General features: G+C 61.6%; 17 protein-coding genes. 15 read left to right on the top strand and 2 right to left on the bottom strand.

The features are described 5' to 3' along the window. Positions 1-696: 696 nt before the first annotated feature. From BM413_RS12870 to BM413_RS12800, 15 genes are all read left to right on the top strand, one after another. On the top strand, positions 697-1,587 hold the full coding sequence (locus tag BM413_RS12870; protein ID WP_091913717.1) for a VOC family protein: 891 nt from the start codon (positions 697-699) through the stop codon (positions 1,585-1,587). Next, entirely contained in the window at positions 1,584-2,417 is an 834-nt protein-coding gene (gene kdsA / locus BM413_RS12865; protein ID WP_091913716.1) for a 3-deoxy-8-phosphooctulonate synthase, read from the top strand. The genes BM413_RS12870 and kdsA overlap by 4 nt, the downstream gene beginning before the upstream one ends. Positions 2,418-2,644: 227 nt before the next feature. Continuing rightward, on the top strand, positions 2,645-3,919 hold the full coding sequence (eno, locus tag BM413_RS12860) for a phosphopyruvate hydratase (protein WP_091913715.1): 1,275 nt from the start codon (positions 2,645-2,647) through the stop codon (positions 3,917-3,919). A 145-nt stretch (positions 3,920-4,064) separates the two neighbouring features. Then, positions 4,065-4,391, top strand: a complete 327-nt coding sequence (locus BM413_RS12855) for an FtsB family cell division protein (RefSeq protein WP_091913714.1) — start codon at positions 4,065-4,067, stop codon at positions 4,389-4,391. 173 nt (positions 4,392-4,564) lie between these two features. Then, entirely contained in the window at positions 4,565-5,608 is a 1,044-nt protein-coding gene (gene pdhA / locus BM413_RS12850) for a pyruvate dehydrogenase (acetyl-transferring) E1 component subunit alpha (protein WP_091913713.1), read from the top strand. 14 nt (positions 5,609-5,622) lie between these two features. Continuing rightward, positions 5,623-7,011 (top strand): pyruvate dehydrogenase complex E1 component subunit beta, encoded by a 1,389-nt coding sequence (locus BM413_RS12845; RefSeq protein WP_091913712.1) that lies wholly within the window; start codon positions 5,623-5,625, stop codon positions 7,009-7,011. Between the two features lie 13 nt (positions 7,012-7,024). Beyond that, positions 7,025-8,404: a pyruvate dehydrogenase complex dihydrolipoamide acetyltransferase gene (locus BM413_RS12840; protein WP_091913711.1), complete on the top strand. Its 1,380-nt coding sequence runs from the start codon at positions 7,025-7,027 to the stop codon at positions 8,402-8,404. 92 nt (positions 8,405-8,496) lie between these two features. Further along, a complete protein-coding gene (locus BM413_RS12835; protein WP_210188931.1) occupies positions 8,497-8,853 on the top strand; it encodes an endonuclease domain-containing protein in 357 nt (118 codons plus the stop codon). Beyond that, complete coding sequence (locus BM413_RS12830; protein ID WP_091913709.1) at positions 8,850-9,491, top strand: SGNH/GDSL hydrolase family protein; 642 nt, start codon at positions 8,850-8,852, stop codon at positions 9,489-9,491. Before BM413_RS12835 ends, BM413_RS12830 begins: the two co-directional genes overlap by 4 nt. Further along, a complete protein-coding gene (locus BM413_RS12825) occupies positions 9,488-10,063 on the top strand; it encodes a GNAT family N-acetyltransferase (protein ID WP_091913708.1) in 576 nt (191 codons plus the stop codon). The genes BM413_RS12830 and BM413_RS12825 overlap by 4 nt, the downstream gene beginning before the upstream one ends. 17 nt (positions 10,064-10,080) lie before the next feature. Then, the gene (gene lpdA, locus BM413_RS12820) at positions 10,081-11,526 is read left to right on the top strand and encodes a dihydrolipoyl dehydrogenase (protein ID WP_091913707.1); all 1,446 of its coding nucleotides are present in this window, start codon (positions 10,081-10,083) and stop codon (positions 11,524-11,526) included. A gap of 79 nt (positions 11,527-11,605) precedes the next feature. Next, positions 11,606-11,884, top strand: a complete 279-nt coding sequence (locus tag BM413_RS12815) for a GlsB/YeaQ/YmgE family stress response membrane protein (RefSeq protein ID WP_091913706.1) — start codon at positions 11,606-11,608, stop codon at positions 11,882-11,884. 8 nt (positions 11,885-11,892) lie between these two features. Next, entirely contained in the window at positions 11,893-12,870 is a 978-nt protein-coding gene (gene lipA, locus BM413_RS12810; RefSeq protein WP_091913705.1) for a lipoyl synthase, read from the top strand. Positions 12,871-12,873: 3 nt separating this feature from the next. Next, complete coding sequence (locus BM413_RS12805) at positions 12,874-13,350, top strand: type II toxin-antitoxin system RatA family toxin (RefSeq protein WP_091913704.1); 477 nt, start codon at positions 12,874-12,876, stop codon at positions 13,348-13,350. Beyond that, entirely contained in the window at positions 13,316-13,771 is a 456-nt protein-coding gene (locus BM413_RS12800) for a GNAT family N-acetyltransferase (RefSeq protein ID WP_091913703.1), read from the top strand. The genes BM413_RS12805 and BM413_RS12800 overlap by 35 nt, the downstream gene beginning before the upstream one ends. 10 nt (positions 13,772-13,781) lie before the next feature. Here BM413_RS12800 and BM413_RS12795 read toward each other — a convergent pair whose 3' ends face one another. Together BM413_RS12795 and BM413_RS12790 are read right to left on the bottom strand one after the other, a co-directional pair. Next, on the bottom strand, positions 13,782-14,267 hold the full coding sequence (locus tag BM413_RS12795; protein ID WP_091913702.1) for a CinA family protein: 486 nt from the start codon (positions 14,265-14,267) through the stop codon (positions 13,782-13,784). Further along, the gene (locus BM413_RS12790; RefSeq protein ID WP_091913743.1) at positions 14,264-15,487 is read right to left on the bottom strand and encodes a bifunctional 2-C-methyl-D-erythritol 4-phosphate cytidylyltransferase/2-C-methyl-D-erythritol 2,4-cyclodiphosphate synthase; all 1,224 of its coding nucleotides are present in this window, start codon (positions 15,485-15,487) and stop codon (positions 14,264-14,266) included. Before BM413_RS12790 ends, BM413_RS12795 begins: the two co-directional genes overlap by 4 nt. Positions 15,488-15,556 lie beyond the last annotated feature (69 nt).

Genomic DNA, 15,556 nt, shown 5'->3' with positions numbered 1-15,556 from the left:
GTTCCTGGCTACCACACCAGGGCGGGAGGTCACCGCCGCTCTCCCCGATCCCGGTTCCAGAACCCGGTCCCGCAAGAGCGATGAGGGGATTATGCGGGAGGTGGAAATGAGGGGGATAAATCGGGCGTGGAAAAATGTGTGGGGTGAATGGAAACAATGGGTTGGCGGGAAATTGGGTGAAAATCTTTCCCCCACAGTTTCCGCGTGCTTCAGCTACGGCAGTTCTGCACCATAGTGAACTTCATTGATGTTCCGGCATGGATCCCGGGTCTCCGCATGCGCTTCGCTCATGCTGCGCCCGGGATGACGAACTGCATGTTTAGCCTTCGCTAATCGTCAATGCTGGTGCGGCAGTTGCGTCTTTGGCCAGCAACAACGTTTGCGATTGGCTGCGACACCCCCTCTCTTCGTCATCCCGGGCGGAGCGAAGCGGAGACCCGGGATCCATGCCGGAATGCAAAAGAGCTTCTGCGGCGCAGAACGCGCGTCAACATCAGGACGGGGCCGTGCCTGACGATGCTCGGAATGGGTCCCGGATAACCTTCGCTGCGGTTTCCGGGATGACGACGTCAGGGCTGCCTTCGCCAATCGCCGAGGATCGACGCTGGAAGACACGAGGATCGACGCAGCAAGACAAAGACGCAAAATAAACCCAAAGCTTGAACCGCAGTCGGTTTTCGGGCACATGGCGGCGCGATGAGCATTTCCGCAAAAGCGCGTTCGCTTGACCACCTCGTCCTGCCGATAGCCGATCTTGGCATCGCGCGCGAGCGGCTCGCTGCGCTTGGCTTCACGGTTGCGCCGGTCGGCATCCATCCTTTCGGCACCGAAAACGCCTGCGTCTATTTTTCGGACGGCACGTTTCTGGAGCCGCTGGCGATCCGCGATGCCGGTAAGGTCGATGAAGCGATTGCAGCGCAAAATGTCTTCGTCGCACGTGACCGCCTGTTTCGAGAGCGCAACGGCGATGAGGGCTTTTCGGCGCTGGTGTTCGGCACGGAAGATGCCGATGCGGACCACGCGGTTTTTGTTCGCGCCGCCGTTTCGGCCGGCCCAAGGCTCGATTTTTCGCGGGCTTTTGTAGATGCCTCCGGCAAGGCGGACACGGCTTCGTTCCGGCTCGCCTTTGCCGCCGAAGCAGACATGCCGGATGCTTTTTTCTTCACCTGCGAGCGGGTAAATGCCCCCAAGGTTGACCGCTCGGCGTTGCAGGCCCATGCCAATGGTGCAAGACGCATTGTCGGCGTCATGGCGGCCAGCGCCGATCCAGAAGCTCATAGTGGCTTTTTCAACGTCGTGGCCCGAACTGAACCCGGTATCGCCAATGGTGAAACCATTCAGTTCGAATTGCCGAACGCCACCATCGCGCTGACCGATCCTGCCGGCCTCAAGGCAGCTTTCGGGGTTGAGGCTCCGTCCGTATCCAGCCTGCGGCTTGCCGCGATCGTCTTCGGCGTCAAAGACCTGGCCAGGACGGAAGCGCTTCTCATTGCCGACGCCGTGGATTATCACAGGCGCGGCAGCCGCCTGATTGTACCGCCAGCCGCAGGGCAGGGCGCCATTTTCGCTTTCGAGGAGTTCTCATGACCGCGCCGAATTCGACCGTCACCGTCGGCAATGCCGTTTTCAGCAATGCCAGCCCGCTGTCGCTGATCGCAGGGCCGTGCCAGCTCGAATCGCGCCAGCACGCCTTCGACATGGCCGGCGCGCTCAAGGAACTGACGACGAAACTCGGTATCGGCCTCGTCTACAAGACGAGCTACGACAAGGCCAATCGCACCTCGCTGTCATCGACGCGCGGGGCCGGGCTCGACGCGGCGCTGCCGGTGTTCGACGACCTGCGCAAGGAATTCGGCCTGCCGGTGCTGACCGACGTGCATTCTGAAGAGCAATGCCGGATCGTCGCGCCGCATGTCGATGTCCTGCAGATCCCGGCGTTCCTGTCGCGCCAGACCGACCTTCTTATTGCCGCCGCCAATACGGGCAAGGTGGTGAATGTGAAGAAGGGGCAGTTCCTCGCTCCCTGGGACATGAAGAACGTGGTCGCCAAGGTCACCGGTTCGGGTAACGCCAATGTGCTGGTTACCGAGCGCGGTGCTTCCTTCGGCTACAACACGCTGGTCTCCGACATGCGCGCGCTGCCGATCATGGCCGAGATCGGAGCGCCGGTGATTTTCGATGCGACCCATTCCGTGCAGCAGCCGGGCGGGCAGGGCGCGACATCGGGCGGCGAGCGCCGCTTCGTCGAAACGCTGGCGCGTGCGGCGGTTGCCGTCGGGGTCGCGGGCGTGTTCATCGAGACGCATCAGGACCCGGACAATTCGACGTCGTCGGATGGCCCCAACATGATACCGCTCAAGGACCTGCCGGCACTGTTGGAAAGATTGATGGCTTTCGACCGCATCGCCAAGGCCTGAGAGACAGTTTGGAAACTCTACCCTGCCGGTCATCTGACGTAGTTTTCTGCGCTTCCGGTGCTCACGTACTTTATGTACGCTCCGCTCCGGTTCTCGAAAACCACGCCATATGTCTCGGCAGGGCGAATTATCAAACAGTCTCTATGCGCCAGCCTTCTGATTGCCTTTTGTGGGGCTTCCGCTAAGAGAGGCCCGACCCAACCCTCCAGCACCGAGGAACCCTCCCTATGACCGCAATCGTAGACATCATCGGCCGTGAAATTCTGGATAGCCGCGGCAACCCGACCGTGGAAGTGGACGTGGTGCTGGAAGACGGCTCGATGGGCCGCGCAGCGGTTCCTTCGGGCGCTTCGACGGGTGCGCATGAGGCGGTCGAGCTGCGCGACGGCGGCCCGCGTTATCTCGGCAAGGGTGTCGAGCGCGCTGTGGAAGCCGTGAACGGCGAGCTTTTCGAGGCTGTCGGCGGTCTTGAGGCCGAGCATCAGGCCGGCATCGACCAGATCATGATCGACCTCGACGGCACGCCGAACAAGGCCCGTCTCGGTGCAAACGCCATTCTCGGTGTCTCGCTTGCGGTCGCAAAGGCTGCTGCCGAATCTGCCGGCCTGCCGCTCTATCGCTATGTCGGCGGCGCGAACGCCCGCGTCCTGCCGGTTCCGATGATGAACATCATCAATGGCGGCGCGCATGCCGACAATCCGATCGACTTCCAGGAATTCATGATCATGCCGGTCGGCGCGCCGACCTTCCGTGACGCCGTGCGCTGGGGCTCGGAAATCTTCCACACGCTGAAGAAGCGCCTGAAGGATGCCGGCCACAACACCAATGTCGGCGACGAGGGCGGTTTTGCGCCGAACCTGAAGAGCGCACCGGCGGCACTCGACTTCATCATGGAGTCGATCGAGAAGGCCGGCTTCAAGCCCGGCGAGGACGTCGCCCTCGCACTGGACTGCGCTGCGACCGAGTTCTTCAAGGACGGCGCTTACGTCTATGAAGGCGAGAAGAAGAGCCGCGATCCCAAGACGCAGGCAAAATACCTGGCCAAGCTCGCCGGCGATTATCCGATCATCTCGATCGAGGACGGCATGGCCGAGGACGACTGGGAAGGCTGGAAGTATCTCACCGATCTTTGCGGCAAGAAGGTCCAGCTGGTCGGCGACGATCTCTTCGTCACCAATTCGGCCCGCCTGCGCGACGGCATCCGCATGGGTGTCGCCAACTCGATCCTGGTGAAGGTCAACCAGATCGGCACGCTGACCGAGACGCTCGACGCGGTCGAGACCGCGCACAAGGCGGCCTACACCGCCGTCATGTCGCATCGCTCGGGCGAGACGGAAGATTCGACGATTGCCGATCTCGCCGTTGCCACCAATTGCGGGCAGATCAAGACCGGTTCGCTGGCACGCTCGGACCGTACCGCGAAGTACAACCAGCTCATCCGCATCGAGGAGGAGCTCGGCACGCAGGCGCGCTTTGCAGGACGCTCGATCCTGAAGGGCTGATTGCCCTCTGTTTCTATCGCTTGGTTTTCACGGAAAGGCGGGGAGTGATCCTCGCCTTTTTCTGTTCCGGGGCGCTGATTTTTTCGCCGCCGTAACCGGACATTAAGCATGATGGCGCGAGATAGCGGCAGAAGGAATCTGCGCCATGTGGACACGTCAGCACAAAGAAAGAAAAACCGGACGGCTCATCGTGCCGGCACTTGCAGTGCTGTTCCTGTCCTATTTCGGTTTTCATGCCTATCACGGCGAATTCGGCATCTATTCCAAGTACCGGCTGCAGGACCGGACGGTCGAGTTGCAGGCCAAGCTGGATACTGTAAGATCGCAGCGCATCGAGCTTGAGCGCAGGGTGCAACTCCTGCATGACGGCACGCTCGAAAAGGACATGCTGGACGAACAGGCGCGCAAGGCGTTGAACCTGTCCCATTCCGATGAGATCACGATCATCCGTTCCTCGGACGAGACGAATTAACCGTAAGTCGGTTAATCATCAATATCTTCAATGTTTCTAGTCGGTTACGTGCATGCCAGCCATGCATTTTTCCGCATGGCCGAACGTTGAATTGCATGCTAGCCTCATTCCAATTCGAGGGGGAAGCACATCCCCTTCCATGTCCGACAAGAGACATTGCCAGGGAGTGATGCATGGCTGCTGCCGCCAAGAAGGCGTCCGTTCGATCCAAAACGGACGGCAAATCCAGTTCCGCGCCAGTGGCGCCCAAGCCCGTTGATTTCACCAAGGAGCAGGAACTCGCTGCCTATCGCGACATGCTGCTGATGCGGCGTTTCGAGGAGAAAGCCGGCCAGCTCTACGGCATGGGTTTCATCGGCGGCTTCTGCCACCTCTATATCGGGCAGGAGGCGGTCGTTACCGGCCTCAAGATGGCGCTGATCGAAGGCGATCAGATGATCACCGCCTATCGCGACCACGCCCATATGCTGGCCATGGATATGTCGCCGCGCGGCGTGATGGCAGAGCTCACCGGTCGCCGTGGAGGCTACTCCAAGGGCAAGGGTGGCTCCATGCACATGTTCTCCAAGGAGAAGAATTTCTACGGCGGGCACGGCATCGTCGGCGCGCAGGTGTCGCTCGGCACCGGTCTTGCCTTCGCCAACCGCTACCGCGAGAACAAGAATGTCTCGCTGACCTATTTCGGAGACGGTGCGGCCAACCAGGGCCAGGTCTATGAAAGCTTCAACATGGCCTCGCTGTGGAAGCTGCCGGTGATCTACATCATCGAAAACAACCGTTACGCCATGGGCACGTCAGTATCGCGTTCTTCGGCCGAGACGGATTTCTCGCAGCGCGGCGCCTCGTTCCGCATTCCCGGCATACAGGTCGACGGCATGGATGTGCGCGCGGTGAAGGCCGCAGCCGACCTGGCGACCGAATGGTGCCGCTCGGGCAAGGGCCCGATCATCCTTGAAATGCAGACCTACCGCTATCGCGGCCACTCCATGTCCGACCCGGCGAAATACCGGTCGAAGGAGGAGGTGCAGAAGATGCGCTCCGAGCACGACCCGATCGAGCAGGTGAAGGCGCGCGTTCTCGAAAAGAAGTGGGCGAGCGAGGACGATCTTAAGGCAGTCGACAAGGAGGTGCGTGACATCGTTGCCGATGCAGCCGAATTCGCGCAGACCGATCCCGAGCCGGATGCTTCCGAGCTCTACACCGACATCACGCATTAAGGGGAGGGCTGGACATGCCGATCGAAATTCTCATGCCCGCGCTCTCGCCGACCATGGAAGAGGGCAATCTCTCGAAATGGTTGAAGAACGAAGGTGACAAGGTTGTCGCTGGCGATGTCATCGCCGAGATCGAAACCGACAAGGCGACGATGGAAGTCGAAGCCGTTGACGAAGGCGTACTCGGAAAGATTCTCGTGCCCGCCGGCACCGAAGGCGTCAAGGTGAACACGCCGATCGCAATCCTTGCGGTCGAAGGCGAGGACATCGACAAGGCCGGCGAAGGCGTTGGCGAAGAGGAAGTGTCTGCGAAGGCTCCGGCAGAGAAGCCCGCAGAAGCGCCGGCCGAAACCAAGCCCGCGCCCGTCGCAGCCGCTCCCAAGATCGAAGTCGCAGCCGACCCGGATATTCCGGCCGGCACCGAGATGGTCTCGACCACCGTCCGCGAAGCGCTTCGCGATGCGATGGCCGAAGAAATGCGCCGCGACGAAGATGTCTTCGTCATGGGCGAGGAAGTTGCCGAATACCAGGGCGCCTACAAGATCACGCAAGGGCTGCTGCAGGAATTCGGTGCGCGTCGCGTCGTCGATACGCCGATCACCGAACACGGCTTTGCCGGCGTCGGCGTCGGTGCGGCAATGGCCGGCTTGAAGCCGATCGTCGAGTTCATGACTTTCAACTTCGCCATGCAGGCAATCGACCAGATCATCAACTCCGCCGCCAAGACGCTCTATATGTCCGGCGGACAGATGGGTGCGCCGATCGTGTTCCGCGGCCCGAACGGTGCTGCCGCCCGCGTCGCTGCCCAGCACAGCCAGGACTATGCCGCCTGGTACAGCCACATTCCGGGCCTGAAGGTGGTGATGCCGTATACGGCTGCCGACGCCAAGGGCCTGCTTAAGGCGGCAATCCGCGATCCGAACCCGATCATCTTCCTCGAGAACGAAATCCTCTACGGCCAGTCCTTCGACGTGCCGAAGCTCGATGATTTTGTCCTCCCGATCGGCAAGGCACGCATCCACAAGACCGGCAAGGACGTGACCATCGTCTCCTTCGGCATCGGCATGACCTATGCGGTCAAGGCGGAAGCCGAACTGCGCGGCCTGGGTATCGATGTCGAGATCATCGATCTGAGGACCATTCGCCCGCTCGACTTCGACACGATCATCGCCTCGGTCAAGAAGACCAACCGTCTGGTCGTCGTTGAAGAAGGCTACCCGCAGAGCTCGGTCGGCGACTTCATCGCCAATCAGGTTTCGCAGCGCGCCTTCGACCATCTCGATGCGCCGGTGATCACCATCGCCGGCAAGGATGTGCCGATGCCTTACGCGGCCAACCTTGAGAAACTGGCGCTGCCGAATGTCGGCGAGGTCGTCGAGGCGGTGAAAGCCGTCACGTATCGCTAAGCGGGAGGACGCTATGCCGATCAACATCACCATGCCGGCCCTTTCGCCCACGATGGAAGAGGGCAATCTCGCCAAGTGGCTGGTCAAGGAAGGCGATAAGGTTTCGCCAGGCGACGTGATCGCCGAGATCGAGACCGACAAGGCGACGATGGAAGTCGAAGCCGTCGATGAAGGCACCGTCGCCAAGCTGGTCGTTCCGGCCGGCACCGAAGGCGTGAAGGTCAATGCGCTGATCGCCGTGCTTGCGGCGGAAGGCGAGGATGCAAGCGCTGCCGCCAAGGGCGGCGACGCTCCGGCAAAGGCCGCGCCCGAAAAGACCGAGGCAGCGAAGCCGGAAGCGGCAAAGGCTGAGGCACCCAAGGCTGCCGCGGCTGAGCCCCAAAAAGCGGCGGCTCCCGCGACAAACGGCGCAGCCGCGCCCGCCGCAAAGAGTGAAGCGTCGGGAGATCGGGCCTTCGCTTCGCCGCTCGCCCGTCGCATTGCCAAGGATGCCGGCGTCGATGTTGCCGGTATTGCCGGCACCGGCCCGCATGGCCGCGTGGTCAAGGCGGACGTCGAGGCGGCGATTGCCGGCGGCGGCGCAAAGGCTGCGCCTGAAGCCAAGGCGCCGGCACCCGCAGGGGCTGCACCGGCACCGAAGGCAATGTCGGACGACGCCGTGCTCAAGCTGTTCGCCGAAGGCACTTATGAACTCGTTCCGCATGACAATATGCGAAAGGTCATCGCGCGGCGCCTGGTCGAGGCAAAGACCACGATCCCGCATTTCTACCTGACGCTCGATTGCGAACTCGACGCGCTGCTGGCGTTGCGCGCGCAGCTCAACACCGCCGCACCGATGCGCAAGACCGAGAAGGGCGACGTGCCGGCTTACAAGCTGTCGGTCAACGACCTGATCATCAAGGCGATGGCGCTGGCGCTGCGCGACGTGCCGACGGCGAATGTGTCGTGGACCGAGCAGAACATGGTCCAGCACAAGCACGCGGATGTCGGCGTTGCCGTGTCGATCCCCGGCGGCCTGATCACGCCGATCGTGCGCAAGGCCGACGAGAAAACGCTGTCCGTCATTTCCAACGAGATGAAGGATCTGGCCAAGCGTGCCCGCGACCGCAAGCTGAAGCCGGAAGAGTTCCAGGGCGGCACGACGGCCGTTTCCAATCTCGGCATGTTCGGCATCAAGGACTTTGCCGCCGTCATCAACCCGCCCCACGCCACCATCCTGGCGATCGGCGCGGGCGAGGAACGGGCCGTGGTCAAGAACGGCGAGATCAGAATAGCCAACATCATGTCGGTGACGCTCTCGACCGATCACCGCGCCGTTGATGGCGCGCTCGGAGCCGAACTGCTGACGGCCTTCAAGCGCCACATCGAAAACCCGATGGGAATGCTGGTCTGACGCTGAAAACCCTCCCCCTTGCGGGGAGGGTGGTCGCGTTAGCGACCGGGTGGGGGTCGATCCGCTAACACCAAGTCTGCAGGAGAATGGACTTGCCCTGGAATAAGCCGCCGGAGAAAGAGCAGTCGGCCAACGCCCGCGCTAATGCGCCGAGGCTGCGCAAGGCGACGACCGAAGCGGAAAAGCGGCTTTGGCAGCACCTTCGCGACATGCCCGAAGTGGACGGCGAAATTCATAAGACAGACGAAGCCATGAGCTATGACCGGCAACGCGACGAATATTTGCGTGCTGAAGGGTTCCGGGTTTTGCGGTTTTCCAATTCTGAAGTGATGTTGGGCCGGGACGGCGTGCTCAATTCGGTCAGGTTGGCGCTTGGCGGAGCCACCCCCACCCCTTACCCCTCCCCGCAAGGGGGAGGGGAAGTTGCCTCGGGGAGCACGGCATTATGAAAACCGTCCTCTGCTTCGGCGATTCACTGACCTGGGGCTACAACGCCGAGGGTCCTTCGCGTCATGCCTATGAGGATCGCTGGCCGAGCGTTCTGCAGGCAGCACTCGGCGACGGCGTGAAGGTCATCGCTGAAGGGCTGAACGGCCGCACGACGGCGTTCGACGATCATCTCGCCGGCGAGGATCGCAACGGGGCGCGTGTCCTGCCGACGCTGCTCGGCACGCACGCGCCGCTCGACCTGATCATCATCATGCTCGGCTCCAACGACATGAAGCCGTGGATCCACGGCAATCCGATCGCGGCCAAGCAGGGCATGGCGCGCCTTGTCAGGATCGTACAGGGCCATCCATACCCGCTTGAAGCCGAAGCGCCGGAAATCCTGCTGGTTTCGCCACCATCCGTCAGCCGCACGGAAGACGCCGAATTTGCCGGAATGTTTGCTGGCGGCGACAAGGCCTCGCGTGAACTTGCGGCGCAATATGAAGCACTCGCCGACGAACTCGGCTGCGGCTTTTTCGATGCCGGCTCCGTTGCCGAAACCACGCCGCTCGACGGCGTGCATCTCGACGCGGAAAACACGCGAAGGGTCGGCGAGGCGATCGCGCCGGTGGCGCGGGTCATGCTGGAGCTTAAATGAGCGCGCGTCTTGCCATTCGGCCCGCCGAACGGCGCGATGCTGCCGAGCTCGCGGTTCTGGTCGATGTTGCTTCGCACGGCTTTGCCAGTTGGCTCTGGTATGGCGCCGTCATCAACGGAACAACGGATACGGCACTGGAGCGCGGGCGCGCCAAGATGCGGGAAGACGAGCCGGGCGCATGGCGCAGTGCCGTCCTTGCCGAATGGGACGGTGAGGTTGCCGGAACATCCATCGCCTACGATCTGGACGACAGCGTGCATGAGATCGTCGCGCCGCACCCGGTGATCGAGCCGCTGTTGGCGCTCCAGCGCAAGGTGGTCGGTAACCGGTTCATCGACAGTCTCGGCGTCTACAAGCATCATCGCGGCAAGGGCATCGGCCGCGCACTGCTTGAACGCGAAATCGACATGGCCGATGGACCGGTCAGCCTGATTACCGAAAGCCACAATGAAACGGCCCAGAACCTATATCGCATGAACGGCTTCGCCGAAGCCGAGCGCATCGAGGCGGTGCCGTTGTCCGAAAACAGCAAGAGACACGAATGGGTGCTGCTCACCCGAAACGTGGCATAGAAGAAGGCAGGAAACACATGGCCGAAAACTATGACGTCATCATCATCGGTTCGGGTCCCGGCGGCTACATCGCGGCGATCCGCGCGGCGCAGCTTGGCCTGAAAACGGCAATCGTCGAACGCGAACACTTAGCCGGCATCTGTTCAAACTGGGGTTGTATCCCAACCAAGGCGCTGCTGCGCTCGGCCGAGATTTTCCACTATGCCGAACACGCCAAGAGCTACGGCCTGAAGATCGACGGCAAGATCGAGGCCGACCTGAAGGCGGTCGTCGCCCGCTCGCGCGGCATTGCCGAGCGCATGAATGGCGGCGTCGGCTTCCTGATGAAGAAGAACAAGGTCGATGTGATCTGGGGTGAGGCAAAGCTTTCCAAGCCCGGCGAGATCGTGGTTTCCAAGACCGCCAAGAAGCCGATGCAGCCGCAGGCGCCATTGCCGAAGAACACCAAGGGCGAGGGCACCTACACCGCCAAGCACATCATCGTCGCCACCGGCGCCCGCCCGCGCGCGCTGCCCGGCATCGAGCCGGACGGCAAGCTGATCTGGACCTATTTCGAGGCGATGGTGCCGCCGGAAATGCCGAAGTCGCTGCTGGTGATGGGCTCGGGCGCGATCGGCATCGAATTCGCCAGCTTCTATCGCACCATGGGCGTCGAGGTAACGGTGGTCGAGCTGCTGCCGCAGGTTATGCCGGTGGAGGACGCCGAAATCTCGACATTTGCCAAGAAGCAGTTCGAGAAGCAGGGGATGAAGATCATCCTCGAGGCGAAAGTGACCAAGGTCGAGAAGGGCGCGAACTCGGTCACTGCCCATGTCGAGATGAAGGACGGCAAGGTCGAGAAGATCACCGCCGACCGGCTGATTTCGGCCGTCGGCGTGCAGGGCAATGTCGAGAATATCGGGCTGGAAGCGCTTGGCGTGAAGGTGGAGCGCGGCACCATCGTCATCGATGGCTATGGCAAGACCAATGTGCCGGGCATCTATGCCATCGGCGATGTCGCCGGCCCGCCGATGCTGGCGCATAAGGCCGAGCATGAGGCTGTCGTCTGCGTCGAAAAAATTGCCGGACTGCCCAACGTGCACCCGATGGACAAGCTGAAGATCCCCGGATGCACCTATTGCAATCCGCAGGTTGCTTCTGTCGGTCTCACCGAAGCCAAGGCCAAGGAGCAGGGCAAGGACATCCGTGTCGGCCGCTTCCCCTTCGTTGCCAATGGCAAGGCGATAGCACTTGGCGAGGACCAGGGCATGGTGAAGACCATTTTCGACAAGAAGACCGGACAGCTGCTGGGCGCGCATATGGTCGGCGCGGAAGTGACCGAGCTGATCCAGGGTTTTGTGGTGGCCATGAACCTCGAAACCACCGAGGAAGAATTGATGCACACGATCTTCCCGCATCCGACGCTGTCGGAAATGATGAAGGAAAGTGTGCTCGACGCTTACGGCCGCGCGCTGAACGCATGACAGCTGGTCTCTGGCGGGTCTGTTGCAGCGCGACGTTCTGACTTATATGGGGTGAACCAAGGGTCGCGAGGAGGCGGTGATGGAACCGAGTTACGGAATTATGGGAATGCCGGGAACCGGCTTTTTCGGCATGTTGATCATCGGCTTTCTTGCCGGCTATGTCGCCGAAAAGACGATGAACCGCGACCACGGCTTTTTCACCAACATCCTGGTCGGCATAGCCGGCTCCTTCGTCGGTGGCACGCTGGCTGGACTGCTGAACGTCAATTACTACGGCTTTTTCGGCAATCTGCTCGTCGCCATCGTCGGCGCGATCGTCATTCTCTGGATATTCGGCCGCACGCAGCGTGCGAGCTAGGAAGATAAATGGTTACCGTCCTCGATCTGGTTTCGACCACGCCGCGCGTGCGGCATCCCGAAAAGGCCCATCGGCCTGATCAGGAGGTTCTGCGCAAGCCCGACTGGATTCGCGTCAAGGCGCCTGTCTCCAAGGGCTATGCCGAAACGCGCGAGATCGTGCGATCGCACAAGCTGGTGACGGTGTGCGAGGAGGCCGGCTGCCCCAATATCGGCGAGTGCTGGGAGAAGAAGCACGCCACTTTCATGATCATGGGCGAGATTTGCACTCGCGCCTGCGCCTTCTGCAATGTGGCGACCGGTCGCCCGCTGCCGCTCGACCCGAATGAGCCGGAGAGCGTGGCCAAGGCCGTCAAGCAGATGGGGCTCACCCATGTCGTGATCACTTCGGTCGACCGCGACGATCTCGACGATGGCGGCGCACAGCATTTCGCCGACGTGATCCGTGCCATCCGCGCGGCGACGCCTGCGACCACCATTGAAATCCTGACGCCGGACTTCCTGCGCAAGGAAGGCGCGCTGGAGATCGTGGTCGCGGCCAAGCCCGATGTCTTCAACCACAACCTCGAAACGGTGCCGTCGAACTATCTGACGGTGCGGCCGGGCGCGCGTTATTTCCACTCGATCCGCCTGTTGCAGCGGGTCAAGGAACTCGATCCGTCGATCTTCACCAAATCCGGCATCATGGTCGGGCTGGGCGAGGAGCGTAACGAAGTGCTTCAGCTCATGGACGATCTGCGCAGCGCCGATGTCGACTTCATGACCATCGGCCAGTATCTGCAGCCGTCGAAGAAGCACCACGCGGTCAAGAAGTTCGTGACGCCGGACGAGTTCAAGTCCTATGAGACGGTCGGCATGACCAAGGGCTTTCTGCTCGTTGCCTCCAGCCCGCTGACGCGCTCGTCGCACCATGCCGGCGACGATTTCGCCAAGCTCCGGGCGGCGCGTGAAGAGCATCTCAAGAAGTCGGCCAAGGCTTCCGCCTAGACTATGCCGAAATTCGAGACCATCCGCCACGTCGGCCACACGCCCGACCAGATGTTTGCGCTCGTTGCGGATGTAGAACAATATCCGCAGTTCCTGCCGCTGTGCGAAGCGCTGAGCGTCCGCTCCCGCAAGGAGCGCGACGGACGAACGCTGCTGGTTGCCGACATGACGGTCGGATACAAGGCGATCCGCGAAACCTTCACCAGCCAGGTTCATCTGAAACCGGACGAGAATGCCATCGACGTGAAATATCTCGACGGCCCATTCCGCTACCTAAGCAACATCTGGCGCTTCGATGCTGCCGAGAGCGGGGCAGGCACCGACATCCATTTCTTCATCGACTACGAATTCAAGAGCCGCATTCTCGGCGCGCTGATGGGCGCGATGTTCGACCGCGCCTTCCGCATGTTCGTGGAGGCGTTCGAAAAGCGCGCGGAAGTAATCTATGGCAAGCCAGAATCGGTCAAAGCAGTTGGATAACAACAATCCTGAAGCCGACGACTATCTGCTGGTTGTCGGTACGCCCGATATCAAAACCTACAGACGGCTGCGCAGCATCTCGGGGCTAAGCGAAAAGACACTAGAAGCCGCCGCTCTCGGTTTGCCCAATACGATCTATGCGGTCACGCTGATATGGAACGGCGAGACGGTCGGCATGGGGCGGATTATCGGGGATGGCGGGTGCTTCTATCAAATCACCGACATTGCCGTTGATCCGGATCATCAGGGCAAGGGCCTGGGCAAGAAAATCATGGAGGCGCTGGTCGGCTATCTGCGCGCCACGGCTCCCGAGACTGCCTATGTCAGCCTTATAGCGGACGGCCCGGCGCGGCATCTGTATGAAAAGTTCGGCTTTGAGCCCACGGCGCCTGCCTCGATAGGCATGGCTTTGCAGCTGTAGGCGGCTAGCCTCAGCCAAGTTCCCTCAGGCTCATTTCCAGTGCGGTCCGCACGGTTTCACGGCGAATGAAGTCCCGGCCGTTGTTCTCGAAGACGTGGCTTTCCGTGATGATGGGCCAATCCTTTATTGCAAGGCCGAACCAGACGAGGCCGACCGGCTTCTCCGGCGAACCGCCGTCCGGTCCGGCGACGCCCGTAACCGCCATGGCGATGCCTGCCCTGGAACGCGCAAGCGCTCCCGCTGCCATCTCATATGCGGTCTCGCGCGAAACTGCGCCATAAGCGTCGAGCGTGGCGGCGGAAACGCCGAGCATCTCCATCTTGGCTTCATTGGAGTAGGTGACAAAGCCGCGATCGACCACCGAGGACGATCCCGCTATGTCGGTCAAAGCTGCGGCGATCATACCACCGGTGCAGGATTCCGCCGTGGCGGCCATGATGCCGTGGTCGCGGCATGCCTTGAGAAAGGCGATCGCTAGTTGCTGAAGATCGCTCATTCGGGCAGTTCCCCTGGATAGACCACGCTGGCGGTCGCGATTGCCGCTATGCCTTCCTCGCGGCCGACGAACCCGAGTTTTTCATTGGTGGTCGCCTTGATGGAAATGCGATTTTTGGTGATTCCGAGCATTTTCGACAGCGCCTCCGTCATCGCCTCGCGATGCGGGCCGACGCGCGGCGCTTCGCAAATGAGCGTGATGTCGGCATTGGCGATCCGCCCGCCGTTCGAGCGAACGATCTTTGCGGCATGCTCCACGAAGATGTGCGATGCCGCGCCCTTCCATTGTGGATCGGAGGGTGGGAAATGCGTGCCGATATCGCCGGCACCGCAGGTCGCCAGCAGCGCATCGGTCAGGGCATGGAGCCCGACATCGGCGTCTGAATGGCCGGAAAGCCGCTTGTTATGCGGGATGGCGACGCCGCATAGCGTGACGTGATCGCCTGTTTCGAAGGAATGCACATCGTAGCCATTGCCGGTGCGGACATCGGGAAAGCTCGAGCTGCGTCCGCCAAGGCGTTGATCTGCCATGAAAATATCCCTTGCCCAGGTGAGTTTGACATTGTCGGGCGAGCCGAGAACGATCCGCACCGGGATATCGGCCCATTCGGCAATGGCTGCGTCGTCGGTGAAGTCGATACGCCGGGCCTCGAATGCGCGGCGATGCGTTTCGCGGATGAGTTCGAACGGAAAACCCTGCGGCGTCTGCGCCGCATGCAGGCCGGCCCGAGGGACGGTTTCTTCGATCGTGCCGTCCGCGGCCTCGCGCTTCAGCGTGTCGGAAACGGGCAAAGCGGGCAGCGCGCCATGTTTTTCATCGATCGCGGCAATCACGCGGTCCATCGTTGCGGCATCGACGAATGGGCGCACACCATCATGAATGAGCACGGCTTTCGGGTGGTGGCCGCCAAGCGCCTGCAGGGCAAGCCAGGTCGATTCCTGGCGCGTCCTGCCGCCTTTCACCGTCACCACCCGGTTGGGGAGCGTGCCTGCCGCTTCGTGGAAAAGCGCATCGTCATCGGGATGTATTGCAACGACGATAGGTCCAATGCCAGGGTGATCGATGAAAGCATCCAGCGTCCAGGCGATGACGGCTCGTCCGCCGATCCTGCGATATTGCTTGGGCCCGTCGGTTTGCCCGGCACGCTCGCCACGCCCGGCGGCAAGAATGATCGCCGCGATGGACCGCTTTCCGGTTGATTCAGGTTGCTCTATAGCCATGCGAGACGCATAGTCGCAGCCCGGCCCGAAGGCCAGCGATTTCCCGAAACCGCCACATTGTTGAACCAC

It is taken from the genome of Mesorhizobium sp. YR577 (assembly GCF_900116595.1).
Lineage (GTDB): Bacteria > Pseudomonadota > Alphaproteobacteria > Rhizobiales > Rhizobiaceae > Mesorhizobium_M.
Note: the sequence above shows the minus strand (reverse complement) of the source record. Positions and strands in the feature narration are given on the sequence as shown.